Annotated in this window: 14 protein-coding genes; all 14 read left to right on the plus strand. The window is 69.3% G+C overall.

Annotation, left to right across the window (positions count from 1 at the left end):
- Window positions 1–312: 312 nt before the first annotated feature.
- The 14 genes from purL to gspD all read left to right on the plus strand — a co-directional run bounded on the left by purL (window position 313) and on the right by gspD (window position 25060).
- Window positions 313–4197, plus strand: coding sequence for a phosphoribosylformylglycinamidine synthase (purL, locus tag IAE58_RS13750; protein ID WP_199933941.1), 3885 nt, complete (start codon window positions 313–315; stop codon window positions 4195–4197).
- A 438-nt stretch (window positions 4198–4635) separates the two neighbouring features.
- Window positions 4636–12129 carry an ESPR-type extended signal peptide-containing protein gene (locus tag IAE58_RS13755; protein WP_199933942.1) on the plus strand — a complete coding sequence of 2498 codons (7494 nt, stop codon included), beginning with the start codon at window positions 4636–4638 and terminating at the stop codon, window positions 12127–12129.
- A 187-nt stretch (window positions 12130–12316) separates the two neighbouring features.
- Window positions 12317–14179, plus strand: a complete 1863-nt coding sequence (locus tag IAE58_RS13760) for a S8 family peptidase (protein WP_199933948.1) — start codon at window positions 12317–12319, stop codon at window positions 14177–14179.
- A 150-nt stretch (window positions 14180–14329) separates the two neighbouring features.
- The gene (gene gspE, locus IAE58_RS13765) at window positions 14330–16051 is read left to right on the plus strand and encodes a type II secretion system ATPase GspE (protein WP_108752131.1); all 1722 of its coding nucleotides are present in this window, start codon (window positions 14330–14332) and stop codon (window positions 16049–16051) included.
- Window positions 16052–16075: 24 nt separating this feature from the next.
- The gene (locus tag IAE58_RS13770) at window positions 16076–17296 is read left to right on the plus strand and encodes a type II secretion system F family protein (protein ID WP_108748471.1); all 1221 of its coding nucleotides are present in this window, start codon (window positions 16076–16078) and stop codon (window positions 17294–17296) included.
- A gap of 49 nt (window positions 17297–17345) precedes the next feature.
- The gene (gene gspG, locus IAE58_RS13775) at window positions 17346–17789 is read left to right on the plus strand and encodes a type II secretion system major pseudopilin GspG (RefSeq protein ID WP_108748472.1); all 444 of its coding nucleotides are present in this window, start codon (window positions 17346–17348) and stop codon (window positions 17787–17789) included.
- A gap of 6 nt (window positions 17790–17795) precedes the next feature.
- The gene (locus IAE58_RS13780) at window positions 17796–18290 is read left to right on the plus strand and encodes a GspH/FimT family pseudopilin (RefSeq protein ID WP_108748473.1); all 495 of its coding nucleotides are present in this window, start codon (window positions 17796–17798) and stop codon (window positions 18288–18290) included.
- Window positions 18287–18706 carry a prepilin-type N-terminal cleavage/methylation domain-containing protein gene (locus IAE58_RS13785; RefSeq protein ID WP_199933943.1) on the plus strand — a complete coding sequence of 140 codons (420 nt, stop codon included), beginning with the start codon at window positions 18287–18289 and terminating at the stop codon, window positions 18704–18706. The genes IAE58_RS13780 and IAE58_RS13785 overlap by 4 nt, the downstream gene beginning before the upstream one ends.
- Window positions 18703–19338, plus strand: coding sequence for a type II secretion system protein J (locus IAE58_RS13790; RefSeq protein WP_108752133.1), 636 nt, complete (start codon window positions 18703–18705; stop codon window positions 19336–19338). The genes IAE58_RS13785 and IAE58_RS13790 overlap by 4 nt, the downstream gene beginning before the upstream one ends.
- A complete protein-coding gene (locus IAE58_RS13795; RefSeq protein WP_199933944.1) occupies window positions 19335–20198 on the plus strand; it encodes a general secretion pathway protein GspK in 864 nt (287 codons plus the stop codon). Before IAE58_RS13790 ends, IAE58_RS13795 begins: the two co-directional genes overlap by 4 nt.
- On the plus strand, window positions 20195–21355 hold the full coding sequence (locus IAE58_RS13800) for a PilN domain-containing protein (RefSeq protein ID WP_199933945.1): 1161 nt from the start codon (window positions 20195–20197) through the stop codon (window positions 21353–21355). Before IAE58_RS13795 ends, IAE58_RS13800 begins: the two co-directional genes overlap by 4 nt.
- Entirely contained in the window at window positions 21336–22052 is a 717-nt protein-coding gene (gene gspM, locus IAE58_RS13805; RefSeq protein WP_199933949.1) for a type II secretion system protein GspM, read from the plus strand. Before IAE58_RS13800 ends, gspM begins: the two co-directional genes overlap by 20 nt.
- The gene (locus IAE58_RS13810; protein ID WP_199933946.1) at window positions 22049–22846 is read left to right on the plus strand and encodes a general secretion pathway protein GspN; all 798 of its coding nucleotides are present in this window, start codon (window positions 22049–22051) and stop codon (window positions 22844–22846) included. The genes gspM and IAE58_RS13810 overlap by 4 nt, the downstream gene beginning before the upstream one ends.
- Before the next feature lie 9 nt (window positions 22847–22855).
- A complete protein-coding gene (gene gspD, locus IAE58_RS13815; protein ID WP_199933947.1) occupies window positions 22856–25060 on the plus strand; it encodes a type II secretion system secretin GspD in 2205 nt (734 codons plus the stop codon).
- Window positions 25061–25215 lie beyond the last annotated feature (155 nt).

Consider the following 25215-nt stretch of genomic DNA (forward strand, 5'->3'; position numbering starts at 1 on the left):
ACCCAAGGTGCCAGATCGGCAAGAGATAAGATCCACGCCATGCGTGGATGGATCCATCAGATATCGCAACACATCCGGGGTCAGAGCCCGTTGCCAGGCAACGGGATCCGACCCCGTGCAGTTCCGACAGATCGCAGGAAACTGTCGGACCCGCCCCGCCATCCCCCAGGAAACCCGCTGTTGCTGTTGCTCCGGCTGGTGGTCCAGTCGAGCAAGCTCGACTCTACGGGGTGCCGGGCGCCGCCCGGCCGAAGCCCACCCCCCGGTTCCGGTACAATGTCGGGCCCGTTTCCCAACTACGGTTCCCCGGACATGATGGTCCTCGAGGGCGCGCCCGCCCTGTCGCCGTTCCGCCGCGAACGTCTTGAATCCCGCCTGCAGTCCATCGCTCCCTCCCTGCGCATCAGCGGCGCCTGGCACGTCTACTTCGTGCAGCCCGAAGGCACAGCCGCGCCCGACGTGGCCACCCTGTGCCGCATCCTGGAAGCCCAGCCGCAGGCGCAGGCCGTGGCCGACGGTGCGGTCAGCCGCGTCGTGGTGCCCCGCCTGGGCACGCTGTCGCCGTGGTCCAGCAAGGCCACCGAACTGGTGCGCGGTGCCGGCCAGCCGGTCAGCCGGGTGGAACGCGGCCTGCGCATCGACGTGCTGGGCTGGCCGGCCGATGCCGCCGCCCAGCAGGCCCTGGTGAAGGCCCTGCATGACCCGATGACGCAGTCGGTGCTGGAATCGGCCGAGCAGGGCCAGGCGCTGTTCAGCAGCCCGGCGCGCGGCGAACTGGAGCGCGTGCCGGTGGACCAGCTGGAGGCCGCCAACCAGCGCCTCGGCCTGGCCATGGCCCAGGACGAGATCGACTACCTGCGCGAACGCTTCACCGCGCTGGGCCGCTCGCCCTCGGACGTGGAACTGATGATGTTCGCGCAGGCCAATTCCGAGCACTGCCGGCACAAGATCTTCAACGCCAGCTGGACCATCGACGGCCAGGAACAGGACCGTTCGCTGTTCCGGATGATCAAGAACACCCACCAGCAGACCCCGCAGCACACGCTCAGCGCGTACAGCGACAATGCCGCGGTGATCGAAGGCCATCCGGCCTCGCGTTACCGTCCGGACCCGGCCACCGGCGAATACCGCCGCGAGCCGCAGGTGCCCAGCGCGTTCCAGATCAAGGTGGAAACGCATAACCACCCGACCGCGATCGCGCCGTTCCCGGGTGCCTCGACCGGCAACGGCGGCGAGATCCGCGATGAAGGCGCTACCGGCCGTGGCGGCAAGCCGAAGGCCGGCCTGTCCGGTTTCTCGGTCTCGCACCTGCGCATTCCCGAGCTGCCGCAGCCGTGGGAAGCGCCGCGCGCGCTGAACCCGCGCATGGCACCGGCACTGGAAATCATGACCGATGGCCCGCTCGGCGGCGCCGCGTTCAACAACGAGTTCGGCCGCCCGAACCTGCTCGGTTACTTCCGCAGCTTCGAGCTGCCCGAAGGCGCCGATCTGGTCCGCGCCTACGACAAGCCGATCATGCTGGCCGGTGGCCTGGGCGCGATCGATCGCATCCAGGTCGACAAGATCAAGCTGCAGGCCGGTGATGCCGTCATCGTGCTGGGTGGCCCGGCCATGCTGATCGGCCTGGGCGGCGGTGCCGCCAGTTCGGTGGCCTCCGGCGAAAGCGCCGAAGACCTGGACTTCGCCAGCGTGCAGCGCGACAACCCGGAAATGGAACGCCGCTGCCAGGAGGTCATCGACCGCTGCGTGGCGATGGGCGCCAACAACCCGATCAAGTTCTTCCACGACGTCGGCGCCGGTGGCCTGTCCAACGCCATCCCCGAACTGCTGCACGATTCGAACGTGGGCGGCGTGATCGACCTGGGCAAGGTGCCCACCGATGACCCGTCGCTGTCGCCGATGCAGCTGTGGTGCAACGAATCGCAGGAACGCTACGTGCTGGGCGTGGCCCAGGAACGCCTGGCCGAGTTCGCCGCGCTGTGCGCGCGCGAGCGCTGCCCGTTCGCTGCGGTGGGCGTGGCCACGGCCGAAGAACACCTGGTGGTGGCCTATGGCGCCGTGCCGGGCCACACCCCGGCCGATGCGCCGATCGACCTGCCGATGGACGTGCTGTTCGGCAAGCCGCCGAAGATGCACCGCGACACCGCGCACCCGCCGGCCCCGCGCTGGCCGGCGCTGAAGACCGGCGGGCTGGATCTGCAGGAAGCCGGTCTGCGCGTGCTGGCGCACCCCACCGTGGCCTCGAAGAACTTCCTGGTCACCATCGGTGACCGCAGCGTGGGCGGCCTGACCGCGCGCGAACAGATGGTCGGCCCGTGGCAGCTGCCGGTGGCCGACGTGGCCATCACCCTGGCCGACTTCGACGGCGTGGCCGGCGAAGCGATGTCGCTGGGCGAGCGCACGCCGCTGGCCCTGCTCGATGCCGCCGCTTCGGCGCGCATGGCCGTGGGCGAAGCGCTGACCAACCTGTGCGCGGCCCCGGTCGACGCGCTGGATGAAATCAAGCTGTCGGCGAACTGGATGGCCGCCGCCGGCCACCCGGGCGAAGACGCGCTGCTGTACGACGCGGTGAAGGCGGTGGGCATGGAACTGTGCCCGCAGCTGGACATCAGCATTCCGGTGGGCAAGGATTCGCTGTCGATGCAGGCGCAGTGGCACGACCAGGGCGAAGCACACAAAAGTGTGTCGCCGGTGTCGTTGGTCATTTCCGCGTTCGCGCCGGTGGCCGATGTGCGCCAGCAGCTGACCCCGCTGCTCGACCGCGAGGTGGACAGCGAGCTGTGGCTGATCGGCCTCGGTGCCGGCAAGCAGCGTCTGGGCGGTTCGATCCTGGCCCAGGTGCATGCCGACCACGGCGATCTGCCGGCCTTCGCCGGTGCCGCCCCGGACCTGGACGACCCGCAGCGCCTGCGTGGCTTCTTCGAACTGATCCGCGACGCGCGCCAGGCCGGCCTGCTGCGTGCGTACCACGACCGCAGCGATGGCGGTGCCTTCGCCGCGCTGTGCGAAATGGCCTTCACCTCGCGCCTGGGCCTGGACATCACCCTCGACGCCTGGGGCGATGATCCGTTCCGCAGCCTGTTCAACGAAGAACTGGGTGCGGTGGTGCAGATTGCCCGCGAAGACCGCGCCGCATTCGCCGATCTGGTCGAGCGCCACGCGCTGATCGAGTGCGCACAGCGCATCGCCAAGCCGACCACCGCACCGGTGGTGCGCGTGTCGCTGGGCGGCGAAAACCTGGCCGAGTGGCGCTGGGAAGCGCTGTTCGACGCCTGGTGGTCGGTCACCCACGCCATGCAGAAGCGCCGCGACAACCCGGAAAACGCCGACGCCGAGCGCGAGATCGCCCGTGCCTTCAACGCACCGGGCCTGAAGCCGAAGCTCAGCTTCGACCTCGCCGAGGACGTGGCCGCTCCCTTTATCAACACCGGTGCGCGCCCGCGGGTGGCGGTGCTGCGCGAGCAGGGCGTGAATGGCCAGATTGAAATGGCCAACGCCTTCGAACGTGCCGGCTTCAGCGCATTCGACGTGCACATGAGCGATCTGATCGAAGGTCGCGTGGCCCTGCAGGACTTCACCGGCCTGGTCGCCTGCGGCGGCTTCAGCTACGGCGACGTGCTGGGTGCCGGCCGTGGCTGGGCCACCTCGGTGCTGGAACGCAGCGCACTGCGCGATGCCTTCGCCGCGTTCTTCGCCCGCGAAGACAGCTTTGCGCTGGGCGTGTGCAACGGCTGCCAGATGATGAGCCAGCTGAAGGACATCATTCCCGGTGCCGAACACTGGCCGCAGTTTCGCCGCAACGCCAGCGAGCAGTTCGAAGCCCGCACCGCGCTGCTGGAGGTGGTGGAATCGCCGTCGATCCTGCTGCGTGGCATGGCCGGCTCGCGCCTGCCGGTGGCCGTGGCCCACGGCGAAGGCCGTGCGGTGTTCGCCAATGCGGTGGACCAGGCGGCCGCGCGCGTGTCGCTGCGCTACATCGATGGCAACGGCAACGTAGCCAGCCAGTACCCGCTGAACCCGAACGGTTCGCCGGACGGCATCACCGGCCTGACCAGCAGCGACGGCCGGGTGACCATCATGATGCCGCACCCCGAGCGCACCCCGCGCGCACTCAACGTGAGCTGGGCACCGGCGGAATGGCAGGGTGATTCGCCGTGGATGCGCATGTTCCGCAACGCCCGCGTCTGGTGCGGCTGATCGTTCGATCCGCGCACGCGCCAATTCGATGACGTATGGAAACCCGCCGGCAACCCCGGCGGGTTTTTGTTTGTATTGCGTGAATATCGTGTGCTGTCCACGAGTTACAGCGCGTTACACGCGGCATGCGACGTTCACTTGGTTCTAACGAAATAACCGCATAAACGCATAAAACGGTGAACTGGTTCACGACAGTAGGTTTTGTTCCGTCAAAGTCTTGACGGAAGATAATCTTCACGTTAACACTGCCAGTCCGTTTTGAATTCATTCATTTCGTAGTAACGCATTGCGCAACGGAAGGCGCTCTTGCCTCTCTGCGCGTTCTGCGCGAACACCGTCGTAAATCACGCGAATAGACGCCCCCAGGGGACGTTGGGCCGGATGGCCCAGCGATGGCGTTGCTTTGCCTAAAAACCAGTCCACTCAGGAGCCGTATCGATGAATCGGATTTATCGCAAGGTCTGGAACAAAGCATTGGGTCAGTTGGTCGTTGCCTCGGAACTGGCAACCTCGGACCAGGCCGGTACGGTTGTCGACAAGCGGCAGAAGCAGGGCGGCAGCGCGCCGACGGTGCTTGCCGCCGGCCTGCTGATGGCCCTGGGCTGGACAAGCCTGGCGCAGGCACAGTCGGTGGAAGTGGGCGGCAACGCCAGTTGCGTAACGATCAGCAGCAGCGTGATCGACCAGTGCGTGGTCGATGGCAGCGCCAACGCCAGTGGCCGCAACGCGGTTGCGGTCGGCACCGGCAGCACCGCCAGCGCGGCCAACAGCGTGGCGCTGGGCGCCGGCTCGACGGCCAACCGCGCCAACACGGTGTCGGTCGGCGCCAGCGGCAACGAACGGCAGATCACCAACGTGGCCGCGGGCACGGCGGCCACCGATGCAGTAAACCGCGCGCAGCTGGATGCGCAGGCACAGGCACAGGCGCAGGCCACCCAGGCCGCACTGGCCGCGGCCACTGCAGAAGGCAGCCGCTACTTCAAGGCCGACGGTGCCGGCGATGACAGCGACGCGGCGCAGATCGACGGCGAGGGCGCATTGGCCGCCGGCGCCGACGCCACGGCCAGCGGCGACGACACCACCGCGCTGGGCAGCGCCGCGCAGGCCAGCGCCGACAGCGCAACGGCCGTCGGTGCGCAGGCCCAGGCCAGCGGCAGCGGCAGCACCAGCGTTGGTGCCGGCAGCGTCGCCAGTGGCACCGCATCGGCCAGCTTCGGCGTCGGTGCCGAAGCCACCGGTGGCTACAGCACCGCGCTGGGCGGCCTGTCCAACGCATCTGCGTTCAACGCCACGGCGGTCGGCAATGCCGCCAACGCTACCGGCTCCAGCAGCGTCGCGGTCGGCGGTGATGCACAGGCCAGCGGCGCCAACAGCACCGCCACCGGCCAGGCCAGCATTGCCAGCGGCAGCAACAGCGTGGCCGTCGGCGGCGCCCTGTTCGGCCTGCTCGCGACTGAAGCATCGGGCGATTACTCCACCGCCGTCGGTGGCGGCGCGTGGGCGCCGGGTACCAACAGCACGGCACTGGGCAATGCCGCCGAAGCGCAGGGTGACAACAGCGTCGCTCTGGGTGCCGACTCCATCGCCGCCCGTGACAACACCGTGTCGGTGGGTGGCGCAGGCAACACGCGCCAGATCACCAACGTGGCCGCCGGCACCGAAGGCACCGATGCGGTGAACAAGGACCAGCTGGATGCAGTGGCCGCCGCCGCCGAAGCAACCAGCAAGTATTTCCAGGCCAGCGGCAGTGACGACAGCGACGCCGGCGCACTGGCCGAGGGCGACAGCGCACTGGCCGCCGGTGAAGCGGCCAATGCCATCGGCGATGGCACCACCGCGCTGGGCGGCGGCGCACTGGCCATTGCGGCCAACGCGACGGCCGTGGGCTACAACAGCTCGGCCACCGGTGAAAATGCCGCCGCCGTGGGCAGCAACGCGCAGGCCAGCGGCAGCGACAGTGCCGCCCTGGGCAGCGGCGCGCTGGCCAGCGAAGTGAGCAGCACTGCGACCGGTACCGGCGCGCAGGCCACCGGCGTGTACAGCACCGCCAACGGTGCCGAAGCCATCGCCAGCGGCGCGCAGTCGCTGTCCAGCGGCTTCCGCGCCTCCGCTTCGGCCGATGGCAGCACCGCCGTGGGTGGTTACAGCGAAGCCAGCGGTCGCCTCGGTTCGGCGCTGGGCTACGGCACCCTGGCCAGCGGTGCCAACAGCACCGCCGCAGGTGTGTTCGCCACCGCCACGGGCGCCGGTTCGGTGGCCGTGGGTGAGGCCAGCGAAGCCAGCGGCGATGAGAGCGTGGCCATCGGCGGCAGCACCTACTTCGGCCTGATTCCGGCGCGCGCCAGCGGCTACGGTGCGGCGGCCTACGGTGCCGGTGCCTGGGCCACTGAAGACTATGCAACGGCCATCGGCTGGAACGCCTGGGCCGATGGTGCGCAGTCCACCGCACTGGGCGCCAGCGCCACCGCCAATGGCAGCAACAGCGTGGCCATCGGTGCCGCCTCGCAGGCCGACCGTGACAACACGGTGGCCGTCGGCGCCGACGGCAACGAACGCCAGATCACCCACCTGGCCGACGGTACCGAAGCCACCGATGCGGTGAACAAGGGCCAGCTGGATGCAGTGGCCAGCGTGGCCGAAAACACCAGCACCTACTTCAAGGCCACCGGCAGCGATGACAGCAGTGCTGGTGCGTTCGCCGATGGCAGCAATGCCACCGCCGCCGGCGAGGCCGCCAATGCCCTGGGCAATGGCACCACCGCACTCGGCAGCGGTGCCACCGCGGTCAACAGCAACGCCACCGCGGTGGGCTTCAACGCATTGGCCAGCGGCCAGAACAGCGCCGCCTTTGGCAACAACGCGCAGGCCGTGGGCCCGGGCAGCGTGGCCGTCGGTGGTGCCGCGGTGGATGAGCAGGGCAACCCGCTGATCACCAACGGCGGCGTGCCGGTCGATACCGGTGCAACCAGCGCCGGCGTGGGCGGCACCGCCGTCGGTGCCAGCGCCGAAGCCGCTGGCTTCGCCTCCAGCGCCTACGGCGTGGGCGCGTATGCCGGCGGTGCGCAGTCGGCGGCGTTCGGCGCCGTGTCCAACGCCATTGGCGATTACTCCACCGCGCTGGGCACCAGCAGCGTGGCCACCGGCACCAGCAGCGTGGCCATCGGTGGCCCGGCTGACCTGATTCCCGGCCTGGGCTTCTTCGTGCAGACCCAGGCCAGCGGCGAAGCCGCCACGGCGGTCGGCGCCGGTGCCATTGCCAGCGGCGACTACGCCACGGCCAACGGCACGCTCACCGAAGCGTCGGGTGCCGAGGCGACGGCCGTGGGCTACTTCGCCTACGCACCGGGTGAACAGTCCAGCGCGCTGGGCGCACAGACCTGGGCCAGTGGCGCGCAGAGCACGGCGGTCGGCTTCTACGCCACCGCGCGCGGCGCCAACAGCGTGGCCCTGGGCGCGAACTCCGAAGCGGTGCGCGACAACAGCGTGGCCGTGGGCAGCAGCGGCAACGAACGGCAGATCACCAGCGTGGCCGCCGGTACCGAAGCCACCGATGCGGTGAACAAGGCGCAGCTCGATGCGGTGGCTGACACCGCCGATACCACCGCGCACTTCTTCCAGGCGCAGGCCGAAGAGGGCACCGATGCTGGTGCCTATGCCGAGGGCGCAGGTGCGGTCGCGGCCGGTTCGGCCAGCAATGCCATCGGTGCCGGTGCGTTGGCGCAGGGTGCCGGTGCTGGCGCGCTGGGCGCCGATGCCGTTGCACTGGGCCGCAACACCTTCGCCGACGGCGATGGCGCGGTGGCCGTGGGTGGCCTGGGCCAGGCCTACGACGAGTACAACCAGCCGCTGCTGGACGACGAAGGCAACCCGGTGCAGGTGGGTACCACCGCGTCGGCCGGTTCCACCGCAGTGGGCAACGCGGCGCAGGCCACCGGGCTGACCAGCAATGCCTTCGGCAGCGGCGCGCAGGCCACCGGCGACAACAGCTTCGCGGCGGGCAGCAAGTCGCGCGCCACCGGCAGCTATGCCGTCGCCATCGGTGACAGCGCGTTTGCCAAGGCCGATGACAGCACCGCCGTGGGCGGTTACAGCACCGCCAGCGAAGCGGGCGCCACCGCGTTCGGTTCCGGCGCCTGGGCGACCGGCAGCAACGCCTCTGCGTTCGGCCCGGCCGCATGGGCCAGTGCCAATGGCGCCACCGCCATCGGCTACAACAGCTGGGCCAACGGCACCAGTTCCACTGCGGTCGGCCGCGGTGCCTTCAGCTACGGCGCCAACAGCGTGGCACTGGGCTTCCAGGCACTGGGCAACAGCATCAACAGCATCGCCATCGGCACCAACACGGTGGCCGGCGGTGAAAGCGCCATCGCACTGGGTGCTGGCAGCACGGCCAGCGGCAGCAATGCGGTCGCGCTGGGTGCAGGCTCGGTCGCCGACCGCGACGGCAGCGTGTCGGTGGGCAGTGCCGGCAACGAACGCCAGGTCACCAACGTGGCCGCCGGTACCCAGGCCACCGATGCGGTGAACAAGTCGCAGCTCGATGCAGTGGCCGCTGCTGGTGAAGCGACCAGCAAGTACTTCCAGGCCAGTGGCAGCGACGACAGCGATGCCGGCGCCTATGTGGAAGGTGACAACGCGCTGGCGGCCGGTGAAGCGGCCAATGCCATCGGTGACGGTGCCAGCGCGCTGGGCGCCGGTGCCAACGCCATCGGCAGCAATGCGCAGGCCATCGGCTTCAACGCCCTGGCCACCGCTGCCAACGCCAGCGCGATCGGTGCCAATGCACAGGCCACCGGCGAGTACGCCACCGCGCACGGTGCCGAAAGTGAAGCCAGCGGCGAACAGAGTGCCGCCTTCGGTGCGGCCGCCGTGGCCAGTGGCGCCGGCAGCACCGCCAGCGGCGTGCTGTCCGAAGCCAGCGGCGAAGAAGCGGTGGCCGTGGGCTACTTCAGCACCGCCAGCGGCGAGGCATCCACCGCGGTGGGCAGCGAAAGCGTGGCCAGCGGCACCGCCTCGGCGGCCTTCGGCATCGGTGCCGAAGCCAGCGGCGGTTACAGCACGGCCATCGGTGGCTATTCCAGCGCATCGGCGTTCAACGCCACCGCACTGGGCAACTTCGCCAACGCCTCCGGTTCCAACAGCGTCGCCCTGGGCGGCGATGCCGAAGCCTCGGGCGCCTACAGCACGGCTACCGGCCAGGGCAGCCTGGCCACCGGCACCAATGCGGTGGCCGTGGGTGGTTCGTTGTTCGGCCTGCTGGCCACCGAAGCATCGGGTGATTACTCCACCGCCGTCGGTGGCGGCGCCTGGGCACCGGGTACCAACAGCACCGCACTGGGCAACGCAGCCGAATCGCAGGGCGCCAACAGCGTTGCCCTGGGTGCCGACTCCATTGCCGACCGTGACAACACGGTGTCGGTGGGCGGTGCGGGCAATACGCGCCAGATCACCAACGTGGCCGCCGGTACCGAGGGCACCGATGCGGTGAACAAGGACCAGCTGGATGCAGTGGCCGCCGCAGCCGAGGCCACCAGCAAGTACTTCCAGGCCAGCGGCAGCGAAGACAGCGATGCCGGCGCCTACGTGGAAGGCGAGAACGCGCTGGCCGCCGGTGAAGCAGCCAACGCGATCGGCGATGGCAGCACTGCCCTGGGCAGTGGCGCCACGGCGGTTGCGGCCAACGCGACCGCGGTCGGCTTCAACAGCCTGGCCACCGGCGGCAATGCGGCAGCGGTTGGCACCAACGCCCAGGCCAGCGGCGAAGACAGTGCCGCCCTGGGCAGTGGCGCGGTCGCCAGTGAAGTGAGCAGCACCGCGACCGGTGCCGGCGCACAGGCCACCGGCGTGTACAGCACCGCCAATGGTGCCGAAGCCATCGCCAGCGGCGCACAGTCGCTGTCCAGCGGCTTCCGCGCCTCGGCCTCGGCCGATGGCACCACTGCCGTGGGTGGCTACAGCGAAGCCAGCGGTCGCCTGGGCTCGGCACTGGGCTACGGCACCCTGGCCAGCGGCGCCAACAGCACCGCGGCCGGCGTGTTCGCCACCGCCAGCGGTGCCGGTTCGGTGGCGGTGGGTAATGCCAGTGAGGCCACCGGCGATGAAAGCGTGGCCATTGGTGGCAGCACCTACTTCGGCCTGATTCCGGCCCGTGCCAGCGGTACCGGCTCGGCTGCGTTCGGTGCCGGTGCCTGGGCGACCGACGACTACGCCACCGCCATCGGCTGGAACGCCTGGGCCGATGCGGCCGACGCCACCGCACTGGGTGCCAACGCCAGCGCCAGTGCGGCCAACAGCGTCGCGCTGGGCAGCGGTTCGCAGGCCACCCGGGCCAACACGGTGTCGGTCGGCACGGCCACCGCGCAGCGGCAGATCACCAACGTCGCCGCCGGTACCGAAGCCAGCGATGCAGTGAACAAGGGCCAGCTGGATGCGGTTGCCGCAACCGCCGATGCGGTCGGCCAGCGCTTCCAGGCCAGCGGCACCGGCACGGCCACGGCGTCGGGTACCGACGCGGTGGCCATCGGCGCCAACGCCACGGCCAGCGGCAGCCGCAGCAATGCGGTCGGCAGCGGTGCCACCGCCATCGGCAACGCCGCACTGGCCCTGGGTGCCAACAGTGGCGTCACCGGCAACAACTCGGTGGCCCTGGGTGCCGGTTCGCGCGCCGTGGAAGCCAACGTGGTTTCGGTCGGGGGTGGCAATGGCACCGCCGGTCCGGCCACCCGCCGCATCGTCAACGTGGCCGATGGCCGCATTGCCGCCGGCAGCACCGATGCGGTCACCGGTTCGCAGTTGAACGTGACCAACCAGCGCGTGGGGGCGGTGGAAACCCGCGTGGGTGATTTCGACTCGCGCATCTCCACCATGGAAACCAGCACCGCCAATGCCGTCGGCTACGACGATGCCAGCCGCGATCGCCTGACCCTGTCCGGCATGGATGGCACCACGATCGACAACGTGGGCGCCGGCAGCATCGCCGCCGGCAGCCGCCAGGCGGTCACCGGTGGCCAGCTGTTCCAGTCGCTCAGCGATGCCGCCAGCTTCCTCGGCGGTGGCGCCAGCGTCGGCCTGCAGGGCGTGTTCGTGGCACCGAACTACGTGATCCAGGGCAGCACCTACAGCAACGTGGGCGACGCACTGGGCGCGCTGGACCGCAAGGTGACCGAGCTGGACCAGCGCACCGCCGGTGGTTCCAGCCGCGCCAGCACCGCCACGGCCAGCCTGCGCAGCGCCAGCACCACCGCGCAGGCGTCGGTGGCCGAACTGTCCACCGCGGCCGAGTCGGATCCGGTGGCATCGCGCACCGACATTCCGGCCAAGCCCAGCGTGGGTGGCACCAGCGCCGCACAACCGGCTGCCGCCGTCGGTGCGGTCAGCGTGGGTGAGGGCGCAGTCGCCAGTGCGGCCTCGTCCACCGCCATCGGCCAGGGCGCGACGGCCTCGGCCGCCAACGCGGTGGCCCTGGGCCAGGGTTCGATTGCCGATCGTGCCAACACCGTGTCGGTGGGCAGCGAGGGCAACGAACGCCAGGTCACCAACGTGGCCGCCGGTACGGCCGCCACCGATGCCGTGAACAAGAGCCAGCTGGATCGCGGCATCACCACCGCCAACAGCTACACCGACAGCCGCGTGCAGGCCGTCGCCGACAGCTTCGATGTGTTCAAGGGCGAAGTTGATGGACGCCTGCGCCACATGGATCGCCGCATCGACCGCCAGGGTGCGATGAGCGCGGCCATGCTGAACATGGCCACCAGTGCCGCCGGCATCCGCACCCAGAACCGGGTCGGCGTCGGCATCGGTTTCCAGGGCGGTGAATCGGCGATGTCGCTGGGCTACCAGCGTGCGATCAGCGATCGCGCCACGGTCACCCTGGGCGGTGCGTTCAGCAGTGATGACGCCTCGGTCGGCGTCGGTGCCGGCTTCGGCTGGTAAGCGGGAAGCGCGTGCCGGTGGCCACGTGCCACCGGCACGTCATGCAGTGAAGGCCTGAGGGGGCGAGGCACGGCAACCCTGGTGGGCCAGCCAGGGCAGTCGCAGGGAATGATGGCCGTAGTGAGCTCCGCCCGTGCACTGGGTGGAGAAGGAAAGCTCAACCATGACCTTGAAGAGGATTTCGAACGTGACCAAGAAGCAGAACCTTCGCATCAACGTACTGGCTGCCGCCGTGCTGTCGCTGACGGTCGGCGTCGGTGCCGCCCATGCGATCAATCCGGGCACGCCCAGCGCACCGGCCCGTGTGGCCAGCGCCGACCAGCAGGCCGTGGACGGCATCATCGTCAAGTACCGCACCGGTACCGCCGCCGCCAGTGACCGTTCGAGCAAGCTCACCGTCGTGCAGTCGGCGCTGTCGCGCGCGATTGTCAGCAGCGGCGCCAGCAGCCGCGCGTTGTCGCTGTCGCCGCAGGTCGAGCGCAAGCTGGGCACCGGTGGCGATCTGATCCGCCTGAAGTCGCGCCTGGCCGGCGCGGAAATGAAGAAGGTGCTGGCCGAACTGAACGCCGATCCGTCGGTGCAGTACGCCGTGGCCAACGTGCGCCTGCAGCGTTCGGACCTGCGCGCCAGCAATGCGCAGCCGGCACTGGTACCCAACGACCCGAACTACGCCCAGTACCAGTGGAACTTCTACAACGCCACCAGCGGCGTGAACGCGCCGGCGGCGTGGGATGTCTCGCAGGGCGAAGGCGTGGTCGTGGCCGTGCTTGACACCGGCATCCTGCCGGGCGTGCCGGACTTCGGCGACAACCTGCTGCCGGGCTACGACTTCATCAGCGACAAGGAGTCCTCGCGCCGCCCGACCGACGGTCGCGCCCCGGGCGCCACCGACTACGGTGACTGGGTGGAAACGGCCAACGAGTGCTACAACGGCTCGCAGCCGGAAGGCAGCTCCTGGCACGGTACCCACGTGGCCGGCACCATCGCCGAAGTGACCAACAACGGCAGCGCGCTGGCAGGCCTGGCCTACAAGGCCAAGGTGCTGCCGGTGCGCGTGCTCGGCAAGTGCGGCGGCACCCTGGCCGACATCAGCGACGCCATCACCTGGGCCTCCGGTGGCACCGTGGCCGGCATTCCGGCCAACACCACGCCGGCTGAAATCATCAACATGAGCCTGGGCGGCGGCGGCGCGTGCGACGCGGCCTACCAGGACGCAATCAACGGCGCCGTCTCGCGCGGTACCCTGGTGGTGGTGGCCGCCGGCAATGACACCGACAACGCCGCCAACTACCGTCCGTCCAGCTGCGCCAACGTGGTCTCGGTCGGCGCCACCCGCGTCACCGGCGGCATCACCTATTACTCCAACTATGGCGCGGTGGTCGATCTGGCCGCACCGGGTGGCGGCGGCAGCGTGGACGGCAACCCGAACGGCTACATCTGGCAGGTCGGCTCCAGCTCCGACACCACGCCCGACGCCGGTGAGTGGGTGCTGATGGGCAAGGGCGGTACCTCGATGTCCTCGCCGCACGTGGCTGCCGTGGCCGCGCTGGTGCAGAGCGCACTGGCTGCCAATGGCAAGGATCCGCTCAGCCCCGCTGCGCTGGAAACGCTGCTGAAGCAGTCGGCACGTCGCTTCCCGGTCACCATTCCGGCCGCCACCCCGATCGGCACCGGCATCGTCGATGCCAAGGCCGCACTGGATGCCGCGCTGAAGGAACCGTGCACCGAGAACTGCGAGCCGGAAGGCATCCCGCTGACCAACAAGGTGGCCATCAGTGGCGTGGCCGGCGCTGCCGGCAGCGAAACCGTCTACACCTTCCAGGCTGAAGCCGGCAAGCAGCTGAGCGTGCTGACCTATGGCGGCACCGGCAACGTGTCGGTCTATCTGGCGCAGGGCCGCGTGCCCACCGCCACCGACAACGATGCCAAGTCGACGCGCCCGGGCAACACCGAAACCGTGCGCGTGGCCAAGCCGGTCGCCGGCACCTACTACGTGAAGGTGGTGGGCGAGGCGGCATTCGGCGGCGTGACCATCCTGGCCACCCAGTAACGGCCCAGCGGTTGCAGATGTTGTCGTAAGTGAATTGGCGGCGCCCGTTACCGGAAGGTGACGGGCGTCGTCTTTTGTGGTCCTGCGCGTGCAGGACGGCGGAAACCCCGGCCAAACTGCTAAAGTCAGGGCGATCGACAGGAGAGTCATGTGAACGCGCTCGCTGCTACCGCCCACGACGACGCCGAAGGCCGCATCCTGGATGCCCTGCTGTCGCGTGGCCGGTTGAAGGATGCTGACCTGGCGCGCGCGCGGCCGCTGCATGCCGAAGCCGGCGGCAGCCTGCTGGCGCTGCTGGTGCGGCTGGGCCTGGTCTCCGAACGTGACCAGGCGCAGGCCAGCGCCGACGTGCTCGGCCTGCCGCTGCTGGAAGGCAAGCAGTTGCCCGAGGCCCCGCCGCAGTCGCTGGCCGAAGGGTTGCCGCTGTCGCAGCGGTTCCTGAAGCAGTTCCATGTCTGCCCGTTGGCGCTGGACGAACACGGGGTACGCCTGTGGCTGGCCGATGCGCACGATCCCTACCCGCAGCAGGCCGTGCAGCTGGCGCTGGGCGTACCGGTCACCCCGGTGCTGGGCATGCGCGCGGAAATCGACGATCTGGTTGAACGCTGGTTCGGCCAGGGCCGCAGCGCGATGGGCGCCATCGTGGAAACCGCCGATGGTGAAGGCGGCGCGGTGGACGATATCGAACACCTGCGCGACCTGGCCTCCGAAGCTCCGGTCATCCGCCTGGTCAACCTGGTCATCCAGCGGGCGGTGGAACTGCGCGCCTCCGATATCCACGTTGAACCGTTCGAAAGCCGGCTGAAGGTGCGTTACCGCGTGGACGGCGTGCTGGTGGAAGGCGAAAGCCCGCCGGCCAACCTGACTGCCGCGGTGATCAGCCGCATCAAGATCATGGCGCGCTTGAACATCGCCGAGCGCCGCCTGCCGCAGGATGGCCGCATCATGCTGCGCGTGCAGGGCAAAGAACTGGACCTGCGTGTCAGCACCGTGCCCACCGCGCATGGCGAAAGCGTGGTCATGCGCCTGCTCGACCGCGAAACCGTGGTGTTCGACTTCCACCGGCTGGGCTTCACCGATGCCTTCCTGCCGCAGTTCCGCAAGGTGCTGGAACAGCCGCACGGCATCCTGCTGGTCACCGGCCCCACCGGCTCGGGCAAGACCACCACGCTGTACACCGCGCTCAGCCAGCTCAACACCGCCGACGTCAAGATCATCACCGTCGAAGACCCGGTCGAATACCAGATCGAAGGCATCAACCAGATCCAGGCCAAGCCACAGATCGGCCTGGATTTCGCCAACGCGCTGCGCAGCATCGTGCGCCAGGATCCGGACATCATCATGATCGGCGAAATGCGCGATCTGGAAACCGCGCGCATCGCGATCCAGTCGGCGCTGACCGGTCACCTGGTGCTGTCCACCCTGCATACCAACAACGCCGCCGGTGGCATCACCCGCCTGCTCGACATGGGCGTGGAAGACTATCTGCTGACGTCCACCATCAACGGCATCCTGGCCCAGCGCCTGGTGCGCCGCCTGGAGCCGACCCACGCCGAGCGCTACGAGGCCTCGCCGGAGGAAATCGAACGTTTCGAACTGCGCCGCCTGCAGCCGCAGGGCACCATCCATCTGTTCCGCCCGAAGCCGTCCGCGCTGGCGCCCACCGGTTATCTGGGGCGCACCACCATCATGGAATTCCTGGTGATGAACGATGCGCTGCGTCGCGCGGTCATGCGCCGCGATGGCATGGGCGAAATCGAACGCATCGCCCGCGAGGCCGGCATGCGCACCATGTACGAAGATGGCCTGGCCAAGGCGTTGAGCGGGCAGACCACCATCGAAGAAGTGCTGCGCGTGACCGAGGAGGGTTGATGCGCGCCGGAGCCTGCTGCTGACATGCCGAACTACCGCTACAAGGCGCTGAACCCGCATGGCGAAGTCTTCGATGGCCAGATGGAAGCGGCCAGCGAAGCCGAGCTGATCGCGCGCCTGCAGGACCAAGGGCACCTGCCCATGGAAACCCGGCTGGCCGATGGCGGTGCCGTGGGTGGCAGCAGCCTGCGTGGCCTGTTCCGGCCGCGGCCGCTGCAGGGCGCGGCGCTGCTGCAGTTCACCCAGCAGCTGGCCACGTTGCTGGCCGCTGGGCAGCCGCTGGATCGCGCACTGTCGATCCTGCTCGGCCTGCCCGAAGACGAGCGCTCGCGCCGGGCGATCACCGACATCCGCGACGTGGTGCGTGGCGGCGCGCCGCTGTCCACGGCACTGGAACGGCAGCACGGTCTGTTCTCGCGCCTGTACGTGAACATGGTGCGTGCCGGCGAAGCCGGTGGCAGCCTGCACGACACGCTGCAGCGCCTGGCCGATTACCTGGAACGCAGCCGCGCGCTGCAGGGCAAGGTGGTCAATGCCCTGGTCTACCCGGCCATCCTGCTGGTGGTGGTGGGCGGTGCGCTGCTGTTCCTGCTGGGCTACGTGGTGCCGCAGTTCGCGCAGATGTACGAAAGCCTGGACGTGGCGCTGCCGTGGTTCACCAACATCGTGCTGCAGATCGGCCTGTTCGTGCGTGACTGGTGGATCCTGCTGCTGGTGGTGCCGGCGGTGCTGGTGCTGCTGCTGGAACGCAAACTGCGCCAGCCCGCGTTCCGCCTGGCACTGGATGGCTGGCTGCTGCAGCGCCGTGGCATCGGCCGCCTGCTGGGCGAACTGGAAACCGCACGGCTGGCGCGTACCTTGGGCACCCTGCTGCGCAACGGCGTGCCGCTGCTGGGCGCGCTGGGCATCGCCCGCAACGTGCTGGGCAACCGCGCGCTGGCCACCGATGTGGACAGCGCCGCAGACGAAGTAAAGAACGGTGCCGGCCTGTCGCTGGCACTGTCGCGCGGCAAGCGCTTCCCGCGCCTGGCCCTGCAGATGATCCAGGTGGGCGAAGAATCCGGCGCGCTGGACACCATGCTGCTGAAGGCGGCCGACACCTTCGAACAGGACAGTGCCCGCCGCATCGATCGCCTGCTGGCGGCCATGGTGCCGGCCATCACCCTGGTGCTGGCCTCGGTGGTCGGCGCGGTGATCGTGGCCGTGCTGGTGCCGCTGTACGACCTGACCAATGCCATCGGTTGATGATGGCCCTTCCTACACTCCCGCTGTTCCGCACCTGAAAGGACCGACCATGATTGCTTCCCGTCGACCGATCCGCCTTTCCTTCACCGCCGCTCGCCACCAGTCGGGCATGAGCCTGCTGGAAATCATCATCGTCATCGTGCTGATCGGCGCGGTGCTGACCCTGGTCGCCAGCCGCGTGCTGGGCGGCGCCGACCGCGGCAAGGCCAACATCGCCAAGGCGCAGGTGCAGACCGTGGCGTCCAAGATCGACAACTACCAGCTCGATACCGGCAAGCTGCCGGGCACGCTGGAAGACCTGATCAACGCCCCGGCCGGCACCGGTGGCTGGCTGGGCCCGTACGCCAAGGCGGCCGATCTGAACGACCCGTGGGGGCATGCGCTGGAATACCGCGCACCGGGTGAAGGTCAGCCCTACGATCTGATCAGCCTGGGCAAGGATGGCAAGCAGGGCGGCAGCAGTGTCGATGCCGATATCCGCTACGAGCCGTAAGCCTGCATGACCCGCATCCTGCCGCGCCGGTTGCCCCGCCCGCGCCTGCACGGCAGGCGCGCAGCGGGCCTGTCGCTGCTGGAAATGCTGCTGGTGATCGCGTTGATCGCCGCCATCGGCCTGATCACCGCCGCCGGCCTGTCGCGCGGCTTTGCCGGCATGCAGCTGCGCAGTGCCGGCAAGGACATCGCCAACCAGCTGCGCATGGTGCGCGCCCAGGCCATCGCGCGGGGCGAACCGCAGCGGTTCGTGATCGAACCGGCGCAGCACCGCTGGACCGGTGCCAACCAGCGCCAGGGCACGCTGCCGGAAACCCTGCAGGTGCAGTTCGAAGGCGCCGCGCAGTTGTCCACTGGCGCAGGGCAGGGCGTGATCGAGTTCCATCCGGACGGCGGCGCCAGTGGTGGCCGCATCCGCCTGCAGCGCGACAGCGCCGAATGGCGCATCGACGTGGGCTGGCTGACCGGCGAAGTACGTTCCGGCCCGTGGCAGGCGCAATGAAACGGCGCGCGCGTGGCTTCACCCTGCTGGAAGTGATCGTTGCCTTCGCCTTGCTGGGCCTGGCGCTGACCTTGCTGCTGGGCAGCCTGTCCGGCGGCGCGCGGCAGGTGAAGGACGCCGAGCTGCGCACCCGCGCGGTGCTGCATGCGCAATCGTTGCTGGCCGCCGCCGGGGTGGAGGAACCGCTGCAGGCCGGGCGCCAGCAGGGCGAGTGGGAGCAGGGGCGCTTCCATTGGGAACTGCAGGTGCAGCCCTGGGTGGAGCCGCGCGTGGGCAACGCGCCGGTCGCCGATTCCCCCGGCGCGCCGTGGCTGGCCGAGTTGCAGTTGCAGGTGCGTTGGGGCGATGGCGCGCGCGAACAATTGCGTTGGCGCAGCCTGCGCCTGCTGCCGCCGGACCTGGAGCGTGCACGGTGAAACGGCAGGCACGCGGCTTCACCCTGGTGGAAGTGATGCTGGCCACCGTGCTGCTGGCTGGCGGCCTGGCGCTGGCGTTTGCCAGCGTGCGCTCGGCCATGGCGGTCAGCCAGCGGGGCGAACAGATCGCCGCCGACAGCGAGCGCATGCGCGCGGTGCAGGGGCTGCTGCGGCGGCAGTTGAGTGCGGCGCTGCGCAGTCCGATGGAAGTACCGGACCCCACCCGCGAGCCGGTGTACTTCAGTGGCGATGAAAGCGGCATGCAGTTCGTGGCCGATCTGCCGGGTTACCTGGGCCGCGGCGGCCCCTACCTGCATGCGCTGCAGGTGGAGGGCCAGGCCGGCGAGCGCCGCCTGTTGCTGGGCCTGGTGCTGCTGCAGGAAGGCGAACAGTTGCCGGAAACCCCGCCGCGTGCGCCGGAAGTGCTGGCCGAGCACCTGCGCGATGTGCAGCTGCGCTACCGCGGCGTGGATGCGGCCAGCGGCCAGATGACCGACTGGTTGCCGCGTTGGGACGATACCCGCCGCCTGCCGTTGCTGGTGGAGGTGCAGGTGCGGCCCGCGCGCGGGCCGGCATGGCCGCCGCTGGTGGTCGCCCTGCGTGCCGGTGGCGCCGCCGGAGGCATCCGATGAGGACCCGGCGCGGGGCCGCGCTGGTGCTGGTGCTGTGGCTGATCGCGCTGATGACCGCACTAGTGGGCGCATTCGCGCTGACCGCCCGGGTCGAACACCTGCAGCAGCGGGTGCTGGATGACAACGGGCGCGGCCAGGAACGCGCACGTGCCGGCCTGGAGTATGCGCTGATGCGCCTGCACGCCGATCCGCAGCGCCCGGCCTGGCAGGCCGACGGCCGCACCTACCGGTGGCAGTTCGACGATGCCCGCGTGGATATCCGCGTGGTGGACGAGAACGGCAAGATCAATCTGAATGTCGCCGACGCTGCGCTGCTTACCGCCTTCCTGAAGGCACTGGGCGAAAGCCCCGACGATGCACAGCGGCTGGCCGGGGCCATCATCGACTGGCGCGACGAGGACAGCCTGCAGCAGCCCGGCGGCGGCGCCGAAGCGCCCGATTACGCAGCGGCCGGCCTGCCGTACGGCCCGCGCAACAAGCGTTTTGAAAGCCTGGGCGAACTGCAGCGGGTGCTGGGCATGCGCGCGGCGCTGTACCAGGCAATGCTGCCGCACATCACCCTGTACAGCCGCATGGCGCGGCCCGATCCGCGCTTCGCCACCGCCCCGGTGCTGGCGGCGCTGGGGCTGGACGCCGAGCAGGTACTGGCGCAACGGGCCCAGCAGGAGCGTGACGAAGATTCAGGTGCGGGCACGTCAACCCTTGCCAGCGGCAGCGGCACCTATAGTATCGAGTGCCGCGCCATCGACGGCAGTGGACGCCAGTCGGTTCTGAAGGCGGTGGTACGCAACGGCTCGGGCGGAGTGCCCGGCCAGACCTACACAGTGCTTCGCTGGGAGCAGGGAATGGCAGCAAGATGACAGCATGGCAGGACAGCGTGCGGCAGGTGCAGGGCCGGATCGGCCCTGGCGTCGGCCATTTCCTGCGCTGGTGGCGGCAATCGTTGCTGGCCTGGGTGCCGGCACGCTGGCAGTGGGCGCTGGGCTGGTCGCAGGCACGCCTGCTGCTGCAGCGCGACGGCGACCAGGTTCAGGTCTGGCGTGATGGCAGTGCCGGCCCCGAACGCGTGGTGCGCCTGCCGTGGCCGCTGGCGCCGGCCGATCTGGACCGCGTGCTGGAACCGCGCCTGCGGCGCCTGCCGCGCGTCTGGCTGCTGCCGGTGGCGCAGGTGCTGCGCCGCAGCCTGCGCCTGCCCAGCGCCGCCGCCGATCGCCTGCACGCCGTGGTGGGCTATGAAATCGACCGGCAGACGCCCTTCGAGGCCAGCCAGGTCAGCTACGACGTGCGCGCCCTGGGCACGGCCGGCGACGGCCTGCTGCAGGTCGAGCTGGTCGCCTGGCCGCTGCGCCAGCTGGACACCTGGCGCAGCCAGGCCGGTGACTGGGCCGATGCCCTGGCCGGCGTGGATGCCATCGACGAACACGGCCAAACGCTGCAGGTGAACCTGCTGCCGCCGGCGCAGCGCCAGCGCCGCGTTGATCCCAGCCGGCGCTGGAACCTGATGTTGGCGGCCGCCGCCCTCGTGATGCTGGTGCTGGCCGCACTGCAGCTGCTGGACAACCGGCGCGACGCTGCCGACGCCCTGCGCGAACAGGTCGAACGCAGCGCCCGCAGTGCCCGCGGCGTGGCCAGTGAACGCAGCCAGCTGCAGGCGCTGATCGACGGCGCCGCCTTCCTGGAAAAGCAGCGCAGCCAGCGTGCCACCACGGTGGAACTGTGGACCGAGCTGACCCGGCGCCTGCCCGACGGCACCTATCTGGAAAAACTGGCGATCGAGAACAACAGCCTGCAGTTGATCGGGCTTAGCGGGCAGGCATCGCAACTGGTCGCGCTGCTGCAGGATGCGCCGCAGTGGCGCAAGGTGAACCTGACCGGCGTGCTGCAGGCCGACGGCGCCAGCAGTGGCCGCGACCGCTTCACCCTGACCGCCGAACTGCAGCCGTTGCCGGCCGCCGCCGCTCCCGCCCCCGCTGCACGCAAGGAGGCGGCCGATGCCGATGCCCAACCCGCGCCGTGACCGTTGGCTGGCGCTGGCCCTGCTGCTGGCCGTGCTGGGCGTGGCCTACCTGCTGCTGGTGCACCCCTGGTTCACCCAGCCGCTGCTGGCCATCAACGAAGGCGTGGCCGCGCTGCGCGAACGCCAGCAGCGCGTGCAGGCGCAGCTGCAGCAGCAGCCGCAGATCGAACAACGCTTGAAGGACACCCGCCAGGTGCTGGAACAGCGCCCCGGCTTCCTGCGCGAAGCTACTGCCGAAGCGGCCGCCGCCGCGCTGGGCGCACGGCTGCAGGATGCCGTGGCCATGGCCAGCCCCGGCAACCGCAGCTGCACCATCAGCAACCGCACGCCGCTGACCGACAACCGACGCGATGCCGAATTCGTGCGCGTGGCCATGCAGGTGCGGCTGCGCTGTGGCGTGGCCGAGCTGGCCACCGTGCTGCACAGCCTGGAAACTGGCAGTCCGCGTCTGTTCGTGGACAACCTGAACCTGATCGCGCAGCGCTTCCAGCAGTCGGCCAACGAATCCGGCCTGGGCCTGGATGTGTCCTTCGAGCTGGCCGGTTACCTGTTGCCCGGCGCAGCGGCCGACAGCGCAGCGCCGGCGGTTGCCAACGCCGCGGTCGTTGCACCGGAAGCAGCCGTCCCGGCTGAGCCGGCCGCGGATGCCGCGGCCGATGCCGCCGCCGATTCCGATGCAGGGGAGGGCGCCGAATGAAGCTCGATGCGCTACCCCTGCGCACGGGGCTGCTGCTGGCCGTGGCCGGTTGGGCGGGCGCCCTGTGGCTGGCCACTGGCTTCGGCCTGGGCAGCCGCCTGCCAGCGGGCACGGACGATGCCGGCGGTGCCGCTGCATTGCCCTCGCTGCCGCCACTGGCGCCCGAACGCATGGCTGCAGCGGACAGTTACAGCGTCATCAGCGAACGCCCGTTGTTCGCTGAAGACCGCCGCCCGCGCCCGTACCTGCTGGGCGGCAGCGAACCGGCCGCCAGCGCGGCCCTGCGCCTGACCGGCGTGCTGCTGACCGACAGTTTCAGCATGGCCACCTTCACCACCGAACAGAACCGTTCGTTGCGCCTGCGCCTGAACGGCGAGGCCGTGGACGGCTGGCAGCTGGTCGCGCTGGAACCGCGCCAGGCCACGGTCATCGGCCCATCGGGCAACCAGGTGCTGGAACTGGCCACCTTCAACGGGCAGGGCGGCGAACCGCCGACCGTGCTGCGCGGGGCCAATGGCGCGGTGCCGCCGGCAGGCGTGGTGGTGCCGCCACCGCCACCGAGCCCGGCTGGCAGCAGCAACAGCAGCGCCCAGCGCCCGGTCGATCTGGCGGCCTCTGCGGCTGCCAGTCCGGCGGCGCAGAGCACGCCCGCCCCCAACACCAATGCCAACGGTCCCAGCGAAGCGCAGATGCAGGCCATCCGCGAACGTATCCAGGCCCGTCGCCGTCAGCTGCAGCAGCAACAACAGCAGCAACAACCGTCGCCGCCCACGGGCGATGGCACCAACCGATAGAGTGAATGCATGAATCTGCGTTTCCTTTCTTCCTCGTTCCTCCTTGCGCTGCTGGTCGGCTGCACCACGGTGTCCGGTCCGCACGTGCAGCGCAACGGCAACCCGCAACCCACGCCGCCGGCCGGCCAGGCCGCCGCCGATGCGCAGGTGGCCGAAGGTGATGGCCAGAGCGGCGCGCCGCAGGCGGTCATCCGTCGTGGCAGCGGCACCATGATCAACCGCGAGGCCGCGCGCGCACCGTCGCCGGCGCTGAATACCGCCAGCAGCGGCAGTGCCACCTTCAATTTCGAGGGCGAATCGGTACACGCGGTGGTCAAGGCTATCCTCGGTGACATGCTGGGCCAGAACTACGTGATCGCACCGGGCGTGCAAGGCACGGTCACCCTGGCCACGCCCAAGCCGGTGTCGCCGGCACAGGCATTGAACCTGCTGGAGATGGTGCTGGGCTGGAACAACGCACGCATGGTCTACAGCGGCGGCCGCTACAACATCGTCGCCGCCGACCAGGCCTTGGCCGGCACTGTCGCGCCCAGCACCGCGCCGGCCTCCAGCGCCCGTGGCTTCGAGGTGCGGGTGGTGCCGCTGCAGTTCATTTCCGCCAGCGAAATGAAGAAGGTGCTGGAGCCGTACGCGCGGCCCAACGCCATCGTCAACGTCGATACCGGGCGCAACGTGATTACCCTGGGCGGCACCCGTGCCGAACTGGAAAACTACCTGCACACCGTCGAGATCTTCGACGTGGACTGGCTGTCGGGCATGTCGGTGGGCGTGTTCCCGATCCAGTCGGGCAAGGCCGAACAGGTCGCTGCCGATCTGGAAAAAGTCTTCGGCGAAGACAGCAAGACCCCCAGCGCCGGCATGTTGCGTTTCCTGCCGCTGGAAAACGCCAACGCCGTGCTGGTCATCACCCCGCAGGCGCGCTACCTGGACCAGATCCAGCAGTGGCTGGACCGTATCGATACCGCCGGTGGCAGCGCTCGCCTGTTCTCCTACGAACTGCGCTACATCAAGGCGCGTGACCTGGCCCAGCGCCTGTCCGAAGCGTTTGCCAGCAGCAACAACCGCAACAACCGCGGCAGTGCCACCACATTGGCCCCAGGTGCGCAGCCGATGCAGCTGGACAGCACTGGCCAGACCGACACCCGCACCGACAGCAGCACGCTGGGCAGCACTGGTTCCAGCAGCAGCGGCATGGCCAGCACCATGAACCTGCCGCAGCGCCAGGAAGGCAACATCAGCGTCAGCCTGGACGTGGAAGGCGACACCGTTGGCGTGTCGGCGGTGGAAGAAACCAATGCGCTGCTGGTACGCGCCACCCCGCAGGCCTGGCGGTCGATCCGCGAAGTGATCGAGAAGCTGGACGTCATGCCGCTGCAGGTGCATATCGAAGCGCAGGTGGCTGAAGTCTCGCTGCAGGGCGAACTGAGCTACGGCGTGAACTGGTACTTCGAGAACGCCGTGCAGGGCCAGACCTTCCCCGGCGCCACCGGCGATGCCACCCTGCCCAGCGCACTGGGCCGCAACGTGTGGGGCACTTTCGCCGGCGCAATCACCGGCAGCGAAGGGCTGGGCTGGACCTTCCTGGGCAAGAACGCCGCCGCGGTGGTCAGCGCACTGGACAAGGTCACCGACCTGCGCCTGCTGCAGACCCCGTCGATCTTCGTGCGCAACAATGCCGAAGCCACCTTGAACGTGGGCGACAAGGTGCCGATCAGCACGGTGTCGGTGAACACCGGCGTGGGCACCGACAACACCTACAGCCAGGTGCAGTACATCGACACCGGTGTGATCCTGAAGGTGCGCCCGCGGGTGACGCGCGATGGCACGGTGTTCATGGACATCGTGCAGGAAGTGAGCAGCGCCGGCGAAGTGGCGGCCAACTGCGATCCGACCCGCACCCAGTGCAACCCGCGCATCTCCACCCGCAAGCTTTCCACTGAAGCGGCCATCCAGAGTGGCGACACCATCATGCTGGCCGGCCTGATCACCGATTCGGGCACCGATGGCCACAACGGTATTCCCGGCCTGAGCCGCATTCCGGTGGTGGGGGCGCTGTTTGGCAGCAAGACGCGCAACAGCCGTCGCTCGGAAGTGATCGTGCTGCTGACCCCGACGATCGTGCGCAACGGGCAGGAAGCGCGCGCGCTGACCGACGAATACAGCAGCCGCTTCCGCGCCATGGAGCCGATCGCCCCCGGCGCCCGCAAGAAGTAAGGCCGGCAGGGCTTGCAGCCCTGCACCTGCGTAGAGTCGAGCCATGCTCGACTGAAGCAACGTCAAAAGCGGGGTATCCGTGGGATGGCGGGGCGGTGTCGGAGTGCGGGGACGCCGCAAGTACGTCCTTGTAGGCTTGGCAGCCGCATCCATGC

Source organism: Stenotrophomonas sp. S49, from assembly GCF_016624905.1.
Classification (GTDB): domain Bacteria; phylum Pseudomonadota; class Gammaproteobacteria; order Xanthomonadales; family Xanthomonadaceae; genus Stenotrophomonas.

What these genes read in the sequence shown, in the direction of transcription:
- IAE58_RS13755 (WP_199933942.1), top strand. Translation starts at nt 4,636, where the DNA reads ATGAATCGGATTTATCGCAAGGTCTGGAACAAAGCATTGGGTCAGTTG.
- gspM (WP_199933949.1), top strand. Translation starts at nt 21,336, where the DNA reads ATGCCCAACCCGCGCCGTGACCGTTGGCTGGCGCTGGCCCTGCTGCTG.
- gspG (WP_108748472.1), top strand. Translation starts at nt 17,346, where the DNA reads ATGATTGCTTCCCGTCGACCGATCCGCCTTTCCTTCACCGCCGCTCGC.
- purL (WP_199933941.1), top strand. Translation starts at nt 313, where the DNA reads ATGATGGTCCTCGAGGGCGCGCCCGCCCTGTCGCCGTTCCGCCGCGAA.
- IAE58_RS13800 (WP_199933945.1), top strand. Translation starts at nt 20,195, where the DNA reads ATGACAGCATGGCAGGACAGCGTGCGGCAGGTGCAGGGCCGGATCGGC.
- IAE58_RS13810 (WP_199933946.1), top strand. Translation starts at nt 22,049, where the DNA reads ATGAAGCTCGATGCGCTACCCCTGCGCACGGGGCTGCTGCTGGCCGTG.
- IAE58_RS13770 (WP_108748471.1), top strand. Translation starts at nt 16,076, where the DNA reads ATGCCGAACTACCGCTACAAGGCGCTGAACCCGCATGGCGAAGTCTTC.
- IAE58_RS13785 (WP_199933943.1), top strand. Translation starts at nt 18,287, where the DNA reads ATGAAACGGCGCGCGCGTGGCTTCACCCTGCTGGAAGTGATCGTTGCC.
- IAE58_RS13780 (WP_108748473.1), top strand. Translation starts at nt 17,796, where the DNA reads ATGACCCGCATCCTGCCGCGCCGGTTGCCCCGCCCGCGCCTGCACGGC.
- IAE58_RS13795 (WP_199933944.1), top strand. Translation starts at nt 19,335, where the DNA reads ATGAGGACCCGGCGCGGGGCCGCGCTGGTGCTGGTGCTGTGGCTGATC.
- gspD (WP_199933947.1), top strand. Translation starts at nt 22,856, where the DNA reads ATGAATCTGCGTTTCCTTTCTTCCTCGTTCCTCCTTGCGCTGCTGGTC.